Genomic DNA, 17157 nt, shown 5'->3' with positions numbered 1-17157 from the left:
ACGGCCATGAACACGCAATCCAGCAAATTCCCGCAATGCAGCGCTTTGCTGCTGATCGCTTTGGCCACCGGCCCCAGCCAGGCAGAGCCCGTGGTGGTGGTCAATCCGGCCTTGGCCAGCAAGCCCAGCACGGATGAAATCAAGGCCGTCTTCCTGGGCCAGGCCACCACCTTGCCAGGCAGCGGCGCGGTGCAGGTGGGCTTGCCCAAAGAAGGCAAGCTGCGCGAGGATTTTGTGATCGCCTATGTCGGCAAGAACGAGAAACAGTACAAGGCCATCTGGACTCAGCTGATCTTCACCGGCCGCGCCCAGGCGCCCAAGCAGTTCGAAAGCGAAGACGAGCTCAAGAAATGGGTGGCCAGCACGCCCAACGGCGTCGGCATCCTCGACAGCAGCAAGGTGGACGCCAGCGTCAAGGTGCTGCCGACCAAGTAGACGCGGCCTGCGCGGCGATTCAGTACGCCGAGCGGCGCCTCAAGAGCCCTCGGCCGGCAGGCGCGCCAGCGCCTCCTTGGCCGAAGGCAGGTCCGGATGGAGTGTCAACGCGCGGCGGTAGGCCGCGCGGGCTGCAGCCTTTTCGCCCAGGCTCAGCAAGACCTCGCCAAGGCTGTCCCAGGCATTGGCCGATTCGGGGGCCAGCTCGGTGTTGACCCGCATCAGCGCCAGCGCCGTCGTCTTGCGCCCGCTACCCAGTTCGCGATAGGCCTGATCGTTGAGATAGGCCTCGCTGCCGGCTTCGTCGCCCGCTTCACGCAAGGCCTTGTAGGCCGCCACGGCCGCGGTTTGATCGCCAGCCAGCAGCAGCTCGCGCGGCGCACGGCTGCCCTCTGCCAGGCGCGGCAAGAGCAAAGGCTTGTTGCTGTTGCGCTGCTCCAGGCGCAGCTGCCAACGGCCCTGTGCATCGGCTTCAAAGCTGCGCGCCTGTTCCTGTTCGCGCTGCAGATAACGCCCTCCGGCCACGGGCACCAGCTCGCTGGCGCCTTCTCCACCGCGCGCCAGAAAGAGCTGGCGGCCTTCGCGGGTGATCTGCATGAACTGCTCCCCGTTGACACGGTAGCGGCCCGGCGCCCGCTCCAGCGCCTCGGCGCTGACCGGCACAGGCTCCAAGGCCTTGACGCCCGGCCAGCGGTACTCGAAAGCCACGGCGCGGCGCAACTCGTCCATCAGGGCCGGCTGGTTGGCATTGATCATGATGGCCATGCCCACACCGGCGCTCGGGTGGGCCATCAGGCTGGCGCAGAAGCCTTCGTTCCAGCCGCCATGGGCGAAATAGACCTCGCCCTGCTCCTGCGGCAGGCCGAAGCCCAGGCCATAGCCACTGCCGGCGCGCGCGCTGAGCATGTCCTTGACCAGGGGCACGGGCAACAGCGCCTTCTTGTCGCCGCGCCAGGCGGCTTGCACGCCCAGCGCAAAGCGGGCCAGATCCTGCGAGGTGGTCCACAGGCCGGCGGCGGCCAGCTCGGGGTAGGTGTTGCGCTGACCGGGCACGGCGCGCCCATCGGGCAGCACACCGGCGGCCGCGCGCGCCAGCAAGGGCGCAGGCAAAGGCTGGGCAAAGCGGCTCTCGCGCATGCCCAGCGGCCCCAGCACGCGGCGCTGCATCAGCTCGGCGAAAGGACGCCCCTCGGCCTCGCTCATCAAAAGCTGGGCCACGGTGTAGCCGCCGCCCGAATAGCGAAAGGCCTGACCCGGCCGCTGGTCAACGCGCACGGCGGCCGAGTTGGCCGGCGGCTTGCCCTCCAGCAAGGTGGGCACATCGGGCACCGCCACCCCGGGGGCATAACCCATGAAACCATGGACCGTCAGGCCGCCGGTGTGGCTGAGCAGATGGTCCAGCGTGACCGGCTGCTGGGCGGTCCATTCGTTGTCGGGGATGCGCCAGGCCTTGAGCCGGGCATTGACCGGCTCCTGCAGCGCCAGCTTGCCGTCGCGAACCAGAGTCAGGGCAGCCAAGGCGGCCACCGGCTTGCTGATGGAGGCGGCCTGGAACAAGGTGTCGGTCCGCACCGGCAGGCCGGCCTCGCGGTCGGCCAGGCCGAAGACGCGGGTCCAGGCCAGGCCATGCCGGTCGATCACGGTGATGCTGAGGCCGGGCACGCCGTAGTGCTTCATGCGCGCTTCCAGCGTCCAGGTCGGGTCGCCGACAAAGCTGACCGGTGGCCGCAGGCCGGCCAGCACCCGGGCGATGCGGGCCTCCTGGGCCGAATCGCTGGCCCCAGCAGAGGGTGAGGCGGCCGGTTTGGCGGCTGCCGCCGTCAGGGGCGCTGCCAGCGCGGCACAGGCCAGGGCCAGGAGGGAGCCGCGCCAGGGCTGCGCCCGCGTGGTGGACCCGCTGGCTGAGGCAGCACGGGAAGAACGGCGCAGGCGAAGTGTCGACATGATGGCGAGCCACGGCAAAGCGGCGGGGGCAACAAAGAAGTGCCGGCAGGGTAGCCAGACCGACTTGCGCCGTCCAGCCCCGGCCGGACAGGCCGCAGCCCGGGCGGTCTGAGCTGCCGCTGCGGCCGACCGGGGCTTGCGCTGCGATAATCCGCCCCTTTCCCCCTGACCCGTGCAGCCTTTGCGGCTGCGCGCCGCCGCCATGTCCGTTGTCGATCCGCAGCCCGCCTCGTCCCCTGTCCCCTCCCATATTGAGAGCGAGGTCAAGCGCCGGCGCACCTTCGCCATCATTTCCCACCCGGACGCGGGCAAGACCACGCTGACGGAAAAGCTGCTGCTGTTCTCGGGCGCGATCCAGATCGCCGGCTCGGTGAAGGCGCGCAAGGCCTCGCGCCATGCCACCTCGGACTGGATGGAGATCGAGAAGCAGCGCGGCATCTCGGTGGCCTCCTCGGTGATGCAGATGGAATACCGCGACTGCGTGATCAATCTGCTCGACACCCCGGGCCACCAGGACTTCTCGGAAGACACCTACCGCGTGCTGACCGCCGTGGACGCGGCCCTGATGGTGATCGACGCGGCCAACGGCGTGGAGCCTCAGACCCGCCGCCTGCTGCAGGTCTGCCGCGCCCGCAACACGCCCATCCTGACCTTCGTCAACAAGATGGACCGCGAGGTGCAGGAGCCCCTGGCCCTGATGGACGAGATCGAGCGCGAGCTGGGCATGACCGTCGTGCCCTTCACCTGGCCGGTCGGCATGGGCAAGCATTTCCACGGCGTGATGGACCTGCGCGAGGAGCGCATGCGCGTCTTCTCACCCGGTGAGGACCGCGTGGCCGGTGACGAGGAAGTGCTGGAGGGCCTGCACAACCCGGCCTACGCCGAGCGCTTCGGCATGCAGTACGAACAGGCCGAGGGCGAGATCGAGCTGGTGCAGGATGCCGCCGCGGCCTTCGATCACGAGGAATTCCTGTCCGGCCGCCAGACGCCGATGTTCTTCGGTTCGGCCGTCAACAACTTCGGCGTGCAGGAAATCCTGGACGCCCTGGTGCAGCTGGCCCCGGCGCCGGGCGAGCGCGCCGCCATGCAGCGCGTGGTCAAGCCCGAGGAGCCCAAGTTCACCGGCGTGGTGTTCAAGATCCAGGCCAATATGGACCCGGCCCACCGCGACCGCATCGCCTTCCTGCGCGTGGCCAGCGGCCACTTCGAGCGCGGCATGCGGCTCAAGGTGGTGCGCAGCGGCAAGGAGCTGCGCCCGAACACGGTGGTGAGCTTCCTGTCACAGCGCCGCGAGCTGCTGGACGAAGCCTTTGCCGGCGACATCATCGGCATCCCCAACCACGGCGTGCTGCAGCTGGGCGACACCATCACCGAAGGCGAGGCCCTGCAGTACACCGGCCTGCCCTTCTTCGCGCCGGAAATGTTCCGCTCGGTCGAAGTGGCCGACCCGCTCAAGACCAAGCAGCTGAAAGCCGGCCTGCAACAGCTGGGCGAAGAAGGCGCGATCCAGGTCTTCCGCCCCATGGCCGGCAGCGTGCTGCTGCTGGGCGCCGTGGGCCAGCTGCAGTTCGAAGTGGTGGCCCACCGCCTCGAGCATGAATACGGCTGCAAGGCCCGCATCAGCGGCAGCCGCTTCCAGGTGGCCCGCTGGGTCACCTGCGACGACGAGAAAGAGCTCAAGCGCTTCATCGACGCCAACGACCACCGCATGGCCCTGGACGCCGTCGACGCGCCCACCGTGCTGGTCGAGTACGCCCCCGAGCTGCGCGCCATCGAAGCCAACTGGCCCAAGATCAAGTTCCACGCGCTGCGGGAGCACGCCGGCCTCGTCTTCCAGAAACGACTGGAGGGGTAAGTTGGGACAGAGCCGAGGCCCTGCGGCATTGGCGTCGCCAAAACATCCACGCGGCTGTGCTAGCCTGAGCCGAAACATGGCACAGGCCTTCCGGCCCGAGGAGCGGTGGCGATGCAAACCCTGAACGAGATGCTGGCACTCAAGCTGCTCAGCCCCGAGCAGCATTTCGAGATCCTCAGCTGGACCACCCAGGCCAAGACGCCGGAGCGCATCCTGGAGATGCCGCCACATCTGTGGCGCTCGCTGGAACTGGCCAGCGTGCTGCTGGACGGCCAGGGCTGCGGTCTCAACCAGCGCGGCTGAACGCGGCCGCCTGCGGCGCTGCAGCAGCAGACACGATCCAGCAGGATTCTGATAGCGCGAAGCGGCGGGCGCTGCGCACACTGCGCAGACCTGTTGAACTCTCTTCACGGCACGTCCCCGCGACGCTGCCTCGCGCCACGATGAATCTCCTGCTCGTCACCGCACACCCGGACACCGGGTCTTTCAACTTCGCCATGCGCGAGCGCGCACAAACCGTGGCCCGCCGGCTGGGCCTGGGGCTGCAATACAGCGATCTGTACCAGCAAGGCTTCTCTCCGGTGCCGGGGCGGGCCGATTTCCAGACCTTTCCCGAGGATCAGCTCTTGCAGCTGGGTTCGGCCCAGCGCGAGGCCGCCCGCCACGGCGGCTTTGCTGCCGACATCGCCGCCGAGCAGGACAAGCTGCGCTGGGCCGACGCGGTGCTGCTGCAGTTTCCACTCTGGTGGAGCGGCTATCCGGCCATGCTCAAAGGCTGGATCGAGCGGGTGCTGAGTCTGGGCTTTGCCTACGGCCCCGACCCGACCCTGGAACCGCGCGCGCTGATCATGGCCTTGACCACCGGCGGTGCCACCGATGCCGAGGACGCACGCGCGACCGAGGCCCATGTGCGCAGCCAGCTGGCCCAGCCGGTGTTCGGCTACATGGGCTGGGGCGCGCCGCGCCTGCACTTGGTCCATGGCCCGGCCCGCATGAGCGAAGCCGAGCGTGTGCAGGCCTTGCAGCACTACGAGCAATGGCTGGAAGCCGAACTGCAGACCCTGCGCGCCAGCGCGCGCTGATCGGCAGATGACGTGCGCCGCTCAAGCCGGCTGCAGACTGGAAGGCACGCGCCCGAACTCGCGGCGGAAGCTGCTGCTGAAATGGCTGTGCGAGGCAAAGCCGCAATCCAGCGCCAGCTCGGTCAGCTGACCGCGTCGCTCGGGCAGCTGGGCCAGCGCCGCCCGCAGACGCAGGCGCTGCAGATGGCCGTGGATGCTCTGCCCAGTGTGCTGACGAAACACCCGAGCGGCATGAAAGGCCGAGGCGCCGCAGGCGCGGGCCAGCGACTCCAGGCTCAGCGGCTGCGCAAAGTCCATCGCCATGCGCTCACGCAGCGCTTCGACCAAATCTTCCTGCCGACGCTGGCTGCGGCGCGCAGGCGCCCGCTCCGCGGCGGCTGGGCGCTGCAAGCGCAGGATGAGGGCCAGCACACGCCAGCCGGCCTCGTCGCGTGCCAGGGCATCGGGCGCTGCGCCCAGGGCATGCACGGCCAGGGCCAGCTCCGGGCTGCTGGGCAGCAGGCCGCTGACCAGATCGGGAGCCCAGGCCTGCAAGAGCGGGGCCGGCAGTTGCAGGCAGCGGCTGCGGCGCCGCTGTGCCGTGGGTGAGGCCAGTTCAAAGCCCTCGCCCGCGGCCAGCAAAAACACCTGGCTGGGGTCGATGACGCGCGGCCGAGCGCCGGCCAGGCGCCGCAGGTCCATGCCCTCGAGCATGAACTCGATCTGGAAGCGCGGCAGCTGTTCCTCGCGCCAGGCACTGACCCGCCCGGGGCAGTGCCATTCACTCCAGCCCAGGCGCGCCTGATCCTCGGGCATGACCTGGCCCTGGTCTTCGCTCCAATCGGGAAATCTTGCCGCCATGCTGATCTTGATGTCACCGAGCCGCCGCCCGCGGCCGGCATGCTAGCAGTACGGGGTTTGAACCTGGCGCCGCTCTGTTATGGTTTGAGCTCACGCACGATGGGCGGACAGAACCTGAGTCTGGCCTGCCCGTGACCCCACCACCCCGCCTGGGTTCCGCCGCCTTCGGGCCGGATCAGGACATCGTCGCCGCACAGCCTCCACACCATGCCAAGCAATCGCATCTCCTGCCCCCAACCCCTGCGGCGCAAGACCTGGCCCTTGCCGCTGATCCTCGGCGCCATGACTACCGCGGCTCTCACCCTGCCGGCAAAGGCCGGCCAAGGCAGCCTGGACAGCATCCGCAGCAGCGGCGAGCTGGTGATCGGCTACCGCGCCGATGCCGTGCCCTTTTCCTACGACCTGCCCGGCGGCAAGCAGCCGGTCGGTTATGCCATCGAGATCTGCAAGCAGATCGCCGAGGCGATGAAGAAGGAGCTCAAGCTCAAGGAACTGACCCTGCGCTACAAGGCGGTGGACAGCAAGCAGCGCTTCCCGGCCGTGGCCGAGGGCCAGGTGGACCTGGAATGCGCCAACACCACCAACAATCGCGAGCGCCGCGACAAGCTGGGCATGGCCTTCACCATCCCGCACTACATCGCCGGCACGCGCATGCTGGTGCGCAAGGATTCCAAGATCGAACGGGTGGAAGACCTGGGCGGCAAACGCGTCATCACGACCAAGGGCACGACTTCGGCGCCGCTGATCAAGAGCAAGAGTCAAGACCTGGGCCTCAAGCTGACCCTGCTCGAGTGCGACGACGACCAGCAATGCTTCAACGCCGTGGACAAGCGCCAGGCCGATGCCTATCTGATGGACGACATCCTGCTCTACAGCTTCCGCGCCAGCGCGCCCAAGCCCGAGGATTTCGCCGTGGTCGGCAAGCTGCTGTCCATCGAGCCGCTGTCACTGATGATGAGCAAGAAGGACCCGGCGCTGAAGAAGTTTGTCGACGCCGAGATGGGCCGTCTGATCCGCGGCGGCGAGGTGGCCAAGCTCTACAAGCAGTGGTTCGAGTCGCCGATCCCGCCCAAGAACGCCAACCTCAATGTGCCGATGAACTACCTGATGCGGGATTCGCTCAAGTTCCCGACCGACCAGGTCGGGGACTGAACGAAGCCAGCGGCGGCCTCCCGGTCGCCGCTGCCTGCGGCCGAGGGCTCAGCGCTCCTGCTTGCGCATGCTGCGGCGCCACTTGAGGCCGCCGATGGCCAGCAGGCCGAGACCGAGCAAGGCCGCGCGGCCCGGTTCGGGTACCGGGGTGGTGATCACCGGCAAGGCCTGGCCGGGATCGAAGCTGAGGCTGGTGCCTTCGGCCACGCGAATGGCATCGATGGCCAGGCTGTGCGAGAAATCTGCGACACCGCCGTTCTCGGCCGCGGTAAAGAGGAAAAGGTGAAACTGCAGGTAGTAACTGCCGCACAACGGTGAGACCACACCCGCGGGGCAATCGTACCGGGTCGAATCGGCCGTGACACTGAAGTGCTGGTCCACCTCGGCGCTGCGGTTCAGGCTGTTGGTCTGCACGCCCACGGTCTGCAGATTGCGCTGCGCCGTTGTAGGCCAGTGCGCCAGTTGGTTCAGCAGAGCCTCGCCCTCCAGGTTCGGGTCGATGCCGATGTTGGCAAACAGACGCTGATAGCCACCTTCGTTGACATCACTGGGCGAGCCCAGGCCATAGGCTGCCACCACGGCGCGCGAAGGATCGACGCCGGTGGCGGCGCGGTCGCCCAGGGTCTGCAGACTGCCCGTCAGATGCAGGTCCAGCGTCACCGGGGCGGCATTGCTCAAGAACGCGGAGAAGCTGATCATGGAGTAGCCATGAGCCAGGCTGATCGTGGCGTCCGGGTCCAGCGCCTGGAACGCGCCGCTGAAGCTGCCGATGCGGCCGGCGGCCACGGAGTTGCGCGCCTCGGCCGAACGGCCGTCCAGGGTCAGTCGAGCCTGGCTGTCTTCGGCCAGCAGCCCGTCACCGTAAATGTGACGATGGAAATCGTTCTGCAACCGGCCATCGATCAGGGCCACGGCCGAGGTCTTGCTCTCCATCACATACCAGCGATTGAGCTCAGGCGTGCCGCTCGCCAGCACGCTGCTGGCGGCCAGAGCCAGGACACTGGCCACCAGCGCATGGGGGCGGAAAGAGGGGCGATTCAGTACTTCGGAAACAGTCATGGGGGAGGCAGTCAAAGAAACGAAAAATCAGTCATCCATCCGAGCAGCAATGTGAACGCAAGGCCGGCCTCAGGGCACGACCGGCGAACGCTCGAAGCGACGGCCCAGCATGGCCGACCAGCCCCGTGCCAGCAGACCGCCGGCCCCACGCGGCTCAGGCTCGCGCAGCCCGTGCACGGGCAGCTCGGCGCCGGGCTCAAAACTCAGGGCGCAGTCCTCGGGCAGGTGCAGCGCCTCCAGGCTCAAACCCGGTGAAAAATCGGCCACGGCGCCGTTCTGTGCTTCGGCAAACAAAAACAACTCGAAGCACAGGCGGTGGCGGCCGTGAAGCGCCGGGTCCACACCGTCCTCGGGGCCAAGGCAATGGCTGTCAGCCTGCACCGACAGCTGCTGCTCGATCACCAGATCCTGCATGTGCGCGCTGGCGCGGGCACCAAAGGTCTGCAGCTGGGGCTGGCTGCTGCAGGGCCAGGCGCGCAGCTGATCCAGCAAGGCCTCGCCCTCCAGCTCATGCCCCAGACCCAGCTGGCGGAACAAGCGGGCACGCCCGGCTTGCTCGCCATCGGCCGTGGAGCCCAGGGCAAAGGCCGCCACTGCGGCCCGCGAAGGCAAGGGCAGCACCCCCGAGCGCGGACCGCTGACACGCAAAGTGCCGCTCAAATGCAGATCCAGCACGGCCGAGACCGGGCGCTTGAAATCAATGCAGAAACTGAGGCTGCTGTGACTGTGCCCCTGGCTGAGGCTGAGACCGGGATCGGCAGCCTGCTGCGAGGAGGCATAGCAGCCAGCATGATGAGGCGCCACGGTGGCAAAGCTCAACACCGAACGACCTTCGCCAGCCACCGATGCCTCGCTGTCCAGGGCCAGCCCGCTTTCAGAGAAATCGGCCCGATCCTGCTCGCTGAGGGCCGCGCTGTCGATCGCAGCGGCCGCCTGGGTGTGGCTGTGCTGCGGCTGCCAACGCTGCCAGGCCGCCTGAGCCGACAAAGGCATCCAACGCACACCGGCACGACGCGCCAGCTGACGCAAGGACAAGCCCGGCTGCGGCCAGGCCGACCGGGCACCCGCAGCCAGGGCTGCAGGGGCAGACATCAAAAACTGCTCGGCGGCGGACAGGGCCATGACGACAACAACTCCCGGGCTCGTTCGAAGCCGGGGCCGGGCGCCCGCCCATCGAGAGCAGGGCCTGAACAGGGCCAATCCAGAATCGAAACCGACAACAAGGACAACACGCAAGGTTCACGCCCGCGGCGAACGGCCTTCAGGCACGGTCACCGGAGCACTCCAACACACGGCACAGAAGCACCGCGAAACCGCCGGCATTCTGTGCGAGGCCCCGCACCGTTCGTGAATTACTTACGCTTTGTTTCCTCGTCGTCCCTAGAACTTGGGGGGAGGGCGGCCCTGCGCCTCCCCGGTTCAAGTTCAGGGCTTGCTGCTGTAGTTGGTGGGTACCCAGATGTAGCCCTTGCCATCGGCGCGCAAGCGGCCAATGCCGGGGAAGGCCACATGGGCCACACCGACGTAATAGCCATGCTTGGCGGCATCGGCGTAGGCTTTCTCGCGCTGCGGGCGGGCGGCCTTGGAGTCGCTGTCGAACTGGATGGTCACCGAGGGATCGGGGAACTGCACCGCGGCCACATGCATCAGATCGCCCCAGATGGCCAGCTTCTGGCCCTTGCTCTCGGCCACGTACACCGTGTGGCCGGGCGTGTGGCCGTAGGTGGACACCGCGCGGACGCCGGGCACCAGTTCCACACCTTGGACCGAGCCCTCGAAGGGCTTGAAGCGACCGGCCTCCTGGTAGGGCTTGATCGACATCATGGCGCCCTTGAAACCGCCTTGCGCGGCCTCGGGGGCCTTGGCCATATTGGCCTCGCTGAGCCAGTGGTCGGCCTCGCGCTGGTCGATGCGCACCACAGCGTTGGGAAATGCGGGCTTGCCCTCGCTGAGCAGGCCGCCGACATGGTCGCCGTGCAGATGGGTGATGTAGATCTCGTCGACCTGCTCGGGCTGGTAACCGGCCGCCTTGAGATGGCCGAGCAGCTTGCCCAGCGTGGGGCCGAACAGGCTGGCGGCGCCGGTGTCGACCAGCACCAGTTTGCTGCCGGTGTTGATCAGATAGCCATTGACCGAGGTCTCCAAGGGCACGCCGAGGTAGGCATGCTGCAAGGCACGCGCCACCTGGCCCGGCTTGGCGCCGGTGAGCAGCTTGTCCATGGGCAGGTCGACGGTGCCGTCGTTCAGGGCCGTGACTTCGAAATCCCCCAGCATCATGCGGTAGTAGCCCGGCGCCTGGGTTTTGACCTGGGGCGCGGCAGCCTCGGCGCTGAGCGGGAGGGCGCCAGCCAGCAGTGCGGCGGCCAAGGCAAGACTCGTGCGGACATGTGAGGACATGGGGTGTTTCCTTGAGCTGAAGAGGACGCGAAGGGTCTGGCGGTGCCAGGTCTTGCGCAGCATAGCAAGCCGGCCCGCCCCCGTCTGACGCGGGTGACAATGCCCGAGAACGCCAGACTTCTTGACAACAGCCTGCCGTCGGACGACGCTGGCCGCGCGAACGCCAAAGACCCACACCATGTATTCCTTCGACCTGCAGATGAGCGAGATCCATGTGCTGCTGGCCTGGTGCAGCGTGGCGCTGTTTCTGGTGCGCGGCCTGGCCTTCCAGCTGGGCGGTCAGTGGGCGCTGGACAGCCGCTTGAGCGTGCTGGTCTTCGGCATCGATCTGCTGATGACCATCACCGGCCTGAGCCTCTGGGTGCTGCTGTTCATGAACCCCTTTCTGCGCGACAGCTGGCTGCTGGCCAAGCTGATCGCTCTGGTGGTCTACACGGTCTGCGCGCACTGGGCCATGGGCCAGGGCGAGTTCCGCAGCCTGGGCTATCTGCTGGCCTTGCTGGCCCTGGCCTATATGCTGGGCTGCTCGATCACGCGCAGCCCCTGGCTGGGGCTGTGAGCCTTGGCCACGGCGCCGGCCTGAGTCCATGCAATCCAGCCGCCTGCTGGCCATCCTGCTGCGCCTGCAGGCCCAGGGCCGGGTCAGCGCGCAGGCGCTGGCCGAGGCGCTGGAGGTGTCGGTGCGCACCGTTTACCGCGACATCGACGCGCTCAGCGCCGCCGGCGTGCCCGTCTATGCCGAGAAGGGCCGGCGCGGCGGTTTTGTGCTGCGCGAGGGTTACCGCACCCGGCTGACCGGCCTGGACCGGCCCGAGGCCGAAACCCTGTTCTTCGCCGGTGCGCCCTTTGCCGCCGAGCAGCTGGGCCTGGGCGCGGTGCTGGAGACCACGCGGCTCAAGCTGCTGGCCGCCCTGCCCGAGGCCATGCAGCAGGACGCCCAGCGCGTGGCCTCGCGCTTTCACCTCGACCCGGTGGCCTGGTTCCAGGGCCCGGAGGCGCAAGGCCTGCTGCCCGAGCTGGCCACGGCGGTCTGGACCGGGCGCATGCTGCAGCTGCACTACCGGCGCTGGCAGGGCGAGGTCGAGCGCCGCGTGGCACCCCTGGGCCTGGTGCTCAAGGCCGGGCTTTGGTACCTGGTGGCGGCGGCGGGCAGCCAAGTGCGCAGCTACCGCGTCAGCGCGATTCTGGCGATGACGGTGGAGGACGAACTGGCGCCGGCCCTGCCCGGCTTTGAGCTGCAGCGCTACTGGCAGCAGTTCTGCGCCGACTACGAAGCCCGCATGGCCAGTGGCCGGGCCCGCGTGCGGGTGCACCCCGCCGCGCTGCGGCGCCTGTCTGAGCTCAGTCTGGCCGTGGCCCGGGCCGTGGCCGACGCGACACCACCGGCCGCGGCCGAGGCCTGGTGGGAGTTGGAGATCCCGATCGAATCCATCCCGGCCGCCGTGGGCGAGCTGCTGCGCCTGGGCCCCCAGGTGCAAGCCCTGGAGCCACCCGAGCTGCGGCAGGCCCTGGCCGAGGCGGTGCTGCGCCTGCAGGCGATTTACCCGCCGAGGGTCAATTCTGAGAATAGCTGACACGCCTTGTCAGTGTTTGGCACCGAGACTGAAGGTGTCGGTCGGCGCCGTCGCCCACAGCGCGCTGGCCTCCATCCATGAACTTCAGGAGACCCCCATGACCCTGCCTCAAACTCAGCTCCCCAGCGCGACCCGCCACCCCGCACCGCATGAGCTGCAACGCCGACATCTGCTGCAGCTGGGCGCAGGCCTGGCAGCCGCCGGCAGCGGCGGCTGCGCGATGGCCAGCGCCAGCAGCGCCGGCCGCCAGGATCAGGGCGACAGCCCCAAGCCGCCCTCGCCCACCGGCCGCCCCGGCGATTTCGACTTCCTGCGCGGCGAATGGCGCATCCAGAACCGCCAGCTCGACAAGCACGGCGTCTGGCAGCAGTTCGAGGGCGAGGCCACGGTCTACGCCATCCTGGCCGGCATTGGCAGCGTCGAGGAGCTGCGCATCCCCTCGCGCCAGTTCAGCGGCATGGGCCTGCGCCTGCTCGATGTCGAACGCAAGCTCTGGGCCGACCACTGGGTCAATGCCCGAAGCGGCGTGCTGACACCGCCCCCGGCCTGGGGCAGCTTTGTCGACGGCGTGGGTATCTGGGACAGCCAGGAGCAGGACGGCGACTCCCTCATCATCGACCGCGGCATCTGGGACCAGATCACGCCGCAGAGCTGCCGCTGGACACAGACCCGCTCGCGCGATGGCGGGCGCAGCTGGCAGGACAACTGGGTCATGCACTGGCAACGCCGCTGAACACATCGCCTCACCGGCGTACACCGGCGGTTTCATAAGTTACTGCAAACCAATATAAAACCAGATAAACCCCAATCCAAAACCACTTGTGCGCGATGTGCGCACTGCGCAGAATCGTCCGACCCCAACAAGGAGGACGTTATGCGCATCAGAACCCTCGCTCTGGGCCTGCTGGCCGCCACTCTGCCGGCCCTGGCCACCGCCCACGGTTACATCAGCGCGCCCGAGTCGCGCAGCCTGCTTTGCAGCAAGGGCGGCAACAGCAACTGCGGGCCCATCCAGTACGAGCCGCAAAGCCTGGAAGGCCCCTCGGGCTACCCGTCCGGCGGGCCGGCCGATGGTCGGCTTGCCAGCGCCGGCCTGACCCAGTTCGGCAGCATGGACGAACAGACCAGCACCCGCTGGACCAAGCGCGCCATCAAGGCCGGTGCCCAGACCTTCTCCTGGACTTTCACCGCCAACCATGCCACACGCAACTGGCGCTACTACATCACCCGCGCTGACTGGAACCCCAACACCAAGCTCAGCCGGGCCTCCTTCGAGACCCAGCCCTTCTGCACGGTGGACGGCGGCAACAGACAGCCGCCCAAGACCGTCAACCACACGTGCACCGTGCCGGCACGCAGCGGCTACCAGATCATCCTGGGTGTATGGGAGATTGCCGACACGCCCAACAGCTTCTACAACATGGTGGACGTCAGCTTCGACGGCACTCCACCCGTCACCACCTGGAACCCCAAGGGCACCATCTACCCCTCGGTGGACCTGGCCGCCGGTGACAAGGTCGCCACCCGGGTGTTCGACACCAAGGGCGAGCGCCCCGAGTTCCAGACCCGCATCGCCATCGCCAATGCCACGGATGGCCAGCGCAACACCTGGCCCTTCCTGCTGGCCAGCCGCATCAATGCCGAGCAAAGCCAGCTCAAGGCCGGCCAGAAGGCTGCCGACGGCAGCATCAGCCCGGCCTATGGCCAGAACGAGGTCTTCGTGCGCAGCGACAGCGGGCTCGACCGGGTGGAGATCCAGATCGACAAGGCGCCGCCGCCCAATGTCGACCTGCTGGTCAACGGCGTGGCCGCCGAGTACACCGCGCCGACCAGCGGGCCGCTGAACCTCAGCTTCAGCGTGACCGCCGTGGGCGAGCTGGACGTGACCGCCACCTTGTTTGACGCCGCCGGCAACAGCAAGGCCCAGGCCAGTGTCTCGCTGAACAACAGCGGCCAGACCCTGAACCTGGCGCTCAACCCCGCCACCGCCGGCGCCTACAACCTGGTGGTCAAAGGCAGCCCCAAGGCCGGCGGCAATGTGCTGCAGAAGACCTATGCCATCACCGTCAAGCCGGCCGGCACGAGCACCTACGACTATGTGTTCCCGAACAGCCTGGCCAGCTACAAGGGCGGCACCAAGGTGCTGCAGCCCAAGAACGGCAAGGTCTACGAGTGCAAGCCCTTCCCCTACGAGGGCTGGTGCCGGCAGTGGAGCAGCAACGCCACCGCCTACGAGCCCGGCGTGGGCGCCCACTGGAGCGATGCCTGGATCGCGCGCTGATCACGCCCGCCGGCGCTGAGCCTCAGGCTGCCGCCTGAAGGTGCTGAAATCTGCCCCCGTCCTGCCGAAATGGTGGGGCGGGGGCAAGTCCTTAAGGGCGGCTTCATCGGCATCGGTTCCAATGTGGGGATGATCGCCTTTGCCTCCTCCCGGACCTCCACTCCCCCCCCCGCACGACCTCGCTTCACGCTGGCCCTCAGCGTCGAACAGCTGCTGCTGATTTCCAGCCTGTTCTGGCTGTTCAGCGCCAACCGATTGTTCTTTGCCGCGGCGCTCAAGGACCGCCTCGCCAGCGACGCCAGCAGCTGGGGCTTCGGCCTGGCCATCGGCGTGATGGTGCTGGCCCTGCATGTCTTTCTGGTCGGCCTGGTGGCCCACCGCTGGACCATCAAGCCGGTGCTCAGCGTGCTGCTGATCGGCACCGCCTGCGCCACCTTCTACATGCAGACCTACGGCGTCTACCTCGACCCGACCATGCTGCGCAACACCTTGCGCACCGACCCGGCCGAGGCCTCGGAGCTGCTCTCCCTGCGCATGGCCGGCCATGTGCTGCTCTGGGCCGGCCTGCCCCTGCTGGCGCTGTGGCGGGTGGAGATCGTGCGCCGCCGCAGCTGGCAACGTGCGCTGGGGGTGCGCCTGGGCGTGCTGCTGCTGGCCCTGGCCACGGCGGTGGCGGCCATCATGGCGGTGTTCCAGCCCTTCTCCTCGCTGATGCGCAACAACAAGGAGATCCGCTACCTGATCACCCCGGCCAACTACATCTGGTCCCTGGGCTCGGTGATCGCGCAAGACCTGAAAGGTGCGGCCAAGCCGCGCCAGCCTCTGGGCCTGGACGCGAAACCGGGCGCGCAGATGAGCGCCCGCGCCAAGCCCCTGGTGCTGGTGCTGGTGGTGGGTGAAACCGCACGCGCGGCCAACTGGGGCCTGAACGGCTATGCCCGCCAGACCACGCCGCAGCTGGCACAAGTGCCGGAACTGATCAGCCTGCCGCCGGTCGAGGCCTGCGGCACCAACACCGAGACCTCCCTGCCCTGCATGTTCGCGCCCATTGGCCGGCGCGATTACGACGAAGCCCGCATCCGCGGCAGCGAGTCTCTGCTGCACCTGCTGGCCCGCGCCGGCGTGCAAGTGCACTGGCGCGACAACCAGAGCGGCTGCAAAGGCGTCTGCGACGGCCTGCCCAATGACTTTGTCGATGACCAGAACGCCCCCGGCCTGTGCGACGGCAAGCGCTGCCTGGACGAGGGCCTGATCGCCGACCTGGACGCCCGCCTGGCGGCGGCCAAGAGCCAGTCCGCCTCCACCCACCTCTGGGTCATGCATCAGCTGGGCAACCACGGTCCGTCCTATTTCCGTCGCTACCCCGAGGCCTTCGAGCGCTTCAAGCCGGCCTGCCAGAAGGACGATCTGCGCCTGTGCAGCAAGGAAGAGATCGTCAACGCCTACGACAACGCCCTGCTCTACACCGACCATCTGCTGGCCGAGCTGGTCAAGAAGCTCAAGGCCCGCTCGGATGAGGTGGACACGGCCCTGATCTACGTCTCCGACCATGGCGAATCGCTGGGCGAAAACGGTCTGTTCCTGCATGGCATCCCCTACGCCATCGCCCCCAAGCAGCAGACGCAGGTGCCCATGCTGATGTGGGCCAGCCCGGGCTTCGGTGCCAATGCCGGCCTGGACATGGCCTGCCTGCGCCAGCGCGCCAGCCAGACCGAACCCGCGCCTCGCCATGACCACCTCTTCCACACCGTGATGGGCCTGCTCGATGTGCACAGCAGCGTCTTCGCGCCGGAATGGAATCTGGCCCAGAACTGCAAGACCGGGGCGGCCCGATGAACGCCATCCTGCCCGCCGCGGCGCCAGCCTGGCGCCGGGATCTGCTCCTCTCCCTGATTGCCCTGGCCTTGCTGGCCGCCTGGGAGTGGAGCGGCCTGGACCTGAGCATCTCGCGCCTCTACGGTGATGCCAGCGGCTTTCGCTGGCGCGAGGCCTGGCTGACCGCCGGCCTGGGCCACCAGGGCGGCCGCACACTGGCCTGGTTGATCTTCATCGGCCTGATCATCGATGCGATCCGGCCCTGGATCGCCCGCCCCGACCGCTCACCCCTGCCCAGCCCGGCGCGCAGCGAGCGGCGCTTCTGGCTGCTGGTGACCCTGGCCTGCCTGATCGCCATTCCCGCGCTCAAGCAGGTCAGCCAGACCAGCTGCCCCTGGGATCTGCAAGAGTTCGGCGGCAGCGCGCCCTATGTGCCGCATTGGCTGCTGGGTGTGAAGGACGGCGGCGGCGGCCACTGCTTCCCCTCGGGCCATGCGATTGCGGCCTTTGCGTTCTTCAGCCAGTTCTTCCTCTGGCGCCAGGACAGGCCGGCCATCGCCCGGCTCTGGCTGGCCGGCGTGCTGGTCTTCGGCACCTTGTTCGGCTGGGCCCAGCTGGCGCGTGGCGCCCACTATGTGAGCCACACCATGTGGTCGGCCTGGATCTGCTGGGCGATCTGCGTGGCGGCTGCGGCCTGGCGGGCGCGCCGCTCGCAAGCCTGAC

16 protein-coding genes are annotated in these 17157 nt (G+C 68.0%); 11 read left to right on the top strand and 5 right to left on the bottom strand.

The genetic code is table 11. The annotated features are described in order from the left end of the window. Positions 1-6 precede the first annotated feature (6 nt). Positions 7-435 carry a phosphate ABC transporter substrate-binding protein gene (locus C1O66_RS16830; RefSeq protein WP_102768945.1) on the top strand — a complete coding sequence of 143 codons (429 nt, stop codon included), beginning with the start codon at positions 7-9 and terminating at the stop codon, positions 433-435. Between the two features lie 39 nt (positions 436-474). Here C1O66_RS16830 and C1O66_RS16825 read toward each other — a convergent pair whose 3' ends face one another. Next, positions 475-2379 (bottom strand): serine hydrolase domain-containing protein, encoded by a 1905-nt coding sequence (locus C1O66_RS16825; protein WP_165794650.1) that lies wholly within the window; start codon positions 2377-2379, stop codon positions 475-477. A gap of 202 nt (positions 2380-2581) precedes the next feature. On the opposite strand from C1O66_RS16825, the gene C1O66_RS16820 reads away from it, so the two are divergent. The 3 genes from C1O66_RS16820 to C1O66_RS16810 all read left to right on the top strand — a co-directional run bounded on the left by C1O66_RS16820 (position 2582) and on the right by C1O66_RS16810 (position 5316). Beyond that, positions 2582-4234, top strand: a complete 1653-nt coding sequence (locus tag C1O66_RS16820; protein WP_102768943.1) for a peptide chain release factor 3 — start codon at positions 2582-2584, stop codon at positions 4232-4234. Positions 4235-4345: 111 nt separating this feature from the next. Next, positions 4346-4537 (top strand): hypothetical protein, encoded by a 192-nt coding sequence (locus tag C1O66_RS16815; protein WP_102768942.1) that lies wholly within the window; start codon positions 4346-4348, stop codon positions 4535-4537. Between the two features lie 140 nt (positions 4538-4677). Beyond that, the gene (locus C1O66_RS16810) at positions 4678-5316 is read left to right on the top strand and encodes an NAD(P)H-dependent oxidoreductase (protein ID WP_102768941.1); all 639 of its coding nucleotides are present in this window, start codon (positions 4678-4680) and stop codon (positions 5314-5316) included. 21 nt (positions 5317-5337) lie between these two features. Here the strand turns inward: C1O66_RS16810 and C1O66_RS16805 are convergent, their stop codons facing one another. Next, positions 5338-6156, bottom strand: a complete 819-nt coding sequence (locus C1O66_RS16805; RefSeq protein ID WP_102768940.1) for a helix-turn-helix transcriptional regulator — start codon at positions 6154-6156, stop codon at positions 5338-5340. A gap of 207 nt (positions 6157-6363) precedes the next feature. Between C1O66_RS16805 and C1O66_RS16795 the strand changes: the two genes are divergently transcribed. Then, positions 6364-7308, top strand: a complete 945-nt coding sequence (locus C1O66_RS16795) for an amino acid ABC transporter substrate-binding protein (RefSeq protein ID WP_243392834.1) — start codon at positions 6364-6366, stop codon at positions 7306-7308. Positions 7309-7356: 48 nt separating this feature from the next. Here the strand turns inward: C1O66_RS16795 and C1O66_RS16790 are convergent, their stop codons facing one another. From C1O66_RS16790 to C1O66_RS16780, 3 genes are all read right to left on the bottom strand, one after another. Continuing rightward, on the bottom strand, positions 7357-8367 hold the full coding sequence (locus C1O66_RS16790) for a PEP-CTERM sorting domain-containing protein (RefSeq protein ID WP_102768937.1): 1011 nt from the start codon (positions 8365-8367) through the stop codon (positions 7357-7359). A gap of 69 nt (positions 8368-8436) precedes the next feature. Then, entirely contained in the window at positions 8437-9489 is a 1053-nt protein-coding gene (locus C1O66_RS16785) for a hypothetical protein (RefSeq protein ID WP_102768936.1), read from the bottom strand. A gap of 303 nt (positions 9490-9792) precedes the next feature. Further along, on the bottom strand, positions 9793-10764 hold the full coding sequence (locus C1O66_RS16780) for an MBL fold metallo-hydrolase (protein WP_102768935.1): 972 nt from the start codon (positions 10762-10764) through the stop codon (positions 9793-9795). A 178-nt stretch (positions 10765-10942) separates the two neighbouring features. Here C1O66_RS16780 and C1O66_RS16775 point away from each other — a divergent pair, with 178 nt between their 5' ends. From C1O66_RS16775 to C1O66_RS16750, 6 genes are all read left to right on the top strand, one after another. Further along, complete coding sequence (locus C1O66_RS16775; protein ID WP_102768934.1) at positions 10943-11323, top strand: SirB2 family protein; 381 nt, start codon at positions 10943-10945, stop codon at positions 11321-11323. Between the two features lie 28 nt (positions 11324-11351). Next, positions 11352-12338, top strand: a complete 987-nt coding sequence (locus C1O66_RS16770) for a helix-turn-helix transcriptional regulator (RefSeq protein WP_102768933.1) — start codon at positions 11352-11354, stop codon at positions 12336-12338. Positions 12339-12435: 97 nt separating this feature from the next. Continuing rightward, positions 12436-13071 (top strand): hypothetical protein, encoded by a 636-nt coding sequence (locus C1O66_RS16765; RefSeq protein WP_133155258.1) that lies wholly within the window; start codon positions 12436-12438, stop codon positions 13069-13071. Positions 13072-13212: 141 nt separating this feature from the next. Continuing rightward, entirely contained in the window at positions 13213-14619 is a 1407-nt protein-coding gene (gene gbpA, locus C1O66_RS16760) for an N-acetylglucosamine-binding protein GbpA (RefSeq protein ID WP_102768931.1), read from the top strand. Positions 14620-14748: 129 nt separating this feature from the next. Next, positions 14749-16455: a phosphoethanolamine transferase gene (locus C1O66_RS16755; RefSeq protein ID WP_102768930.1), complete on the top strand. Its 1707-nt coding sequence runs from the start codon at positions 14749-14751 to the stop codon at positions 16453-16455. Beyond that, entirely contained in the window at positions 16452-17156 is a 705-nt protein-coding gene (locus C1O66_RS16750) for a phosphatase PAP2 family protein (RefSeq protein ID WP_102768929.1), read from the top strand. The genes C1O66_RS16755 and C1O66_RS16750 overlap by 4 nt, the downstream gene beginning before the upstream one ends. Position 17157 lies beyond the last annotated feature (1 nt).

The organism is Paucibacter aquatile, assembly GCF_002885975.1.
GTDB lineage: Bacteria > Pseudomonadota > Gammaproteobacteria > Burkholderiales > Burkholderiaceae_C > Paucibacter_A > Paucibacter_A aquatilis.
The sequence above is the reverse complement of the archived record's forward strand: the minus strand, read 5'-3'. Positions and strand labels throughout refer to the sequence as shown.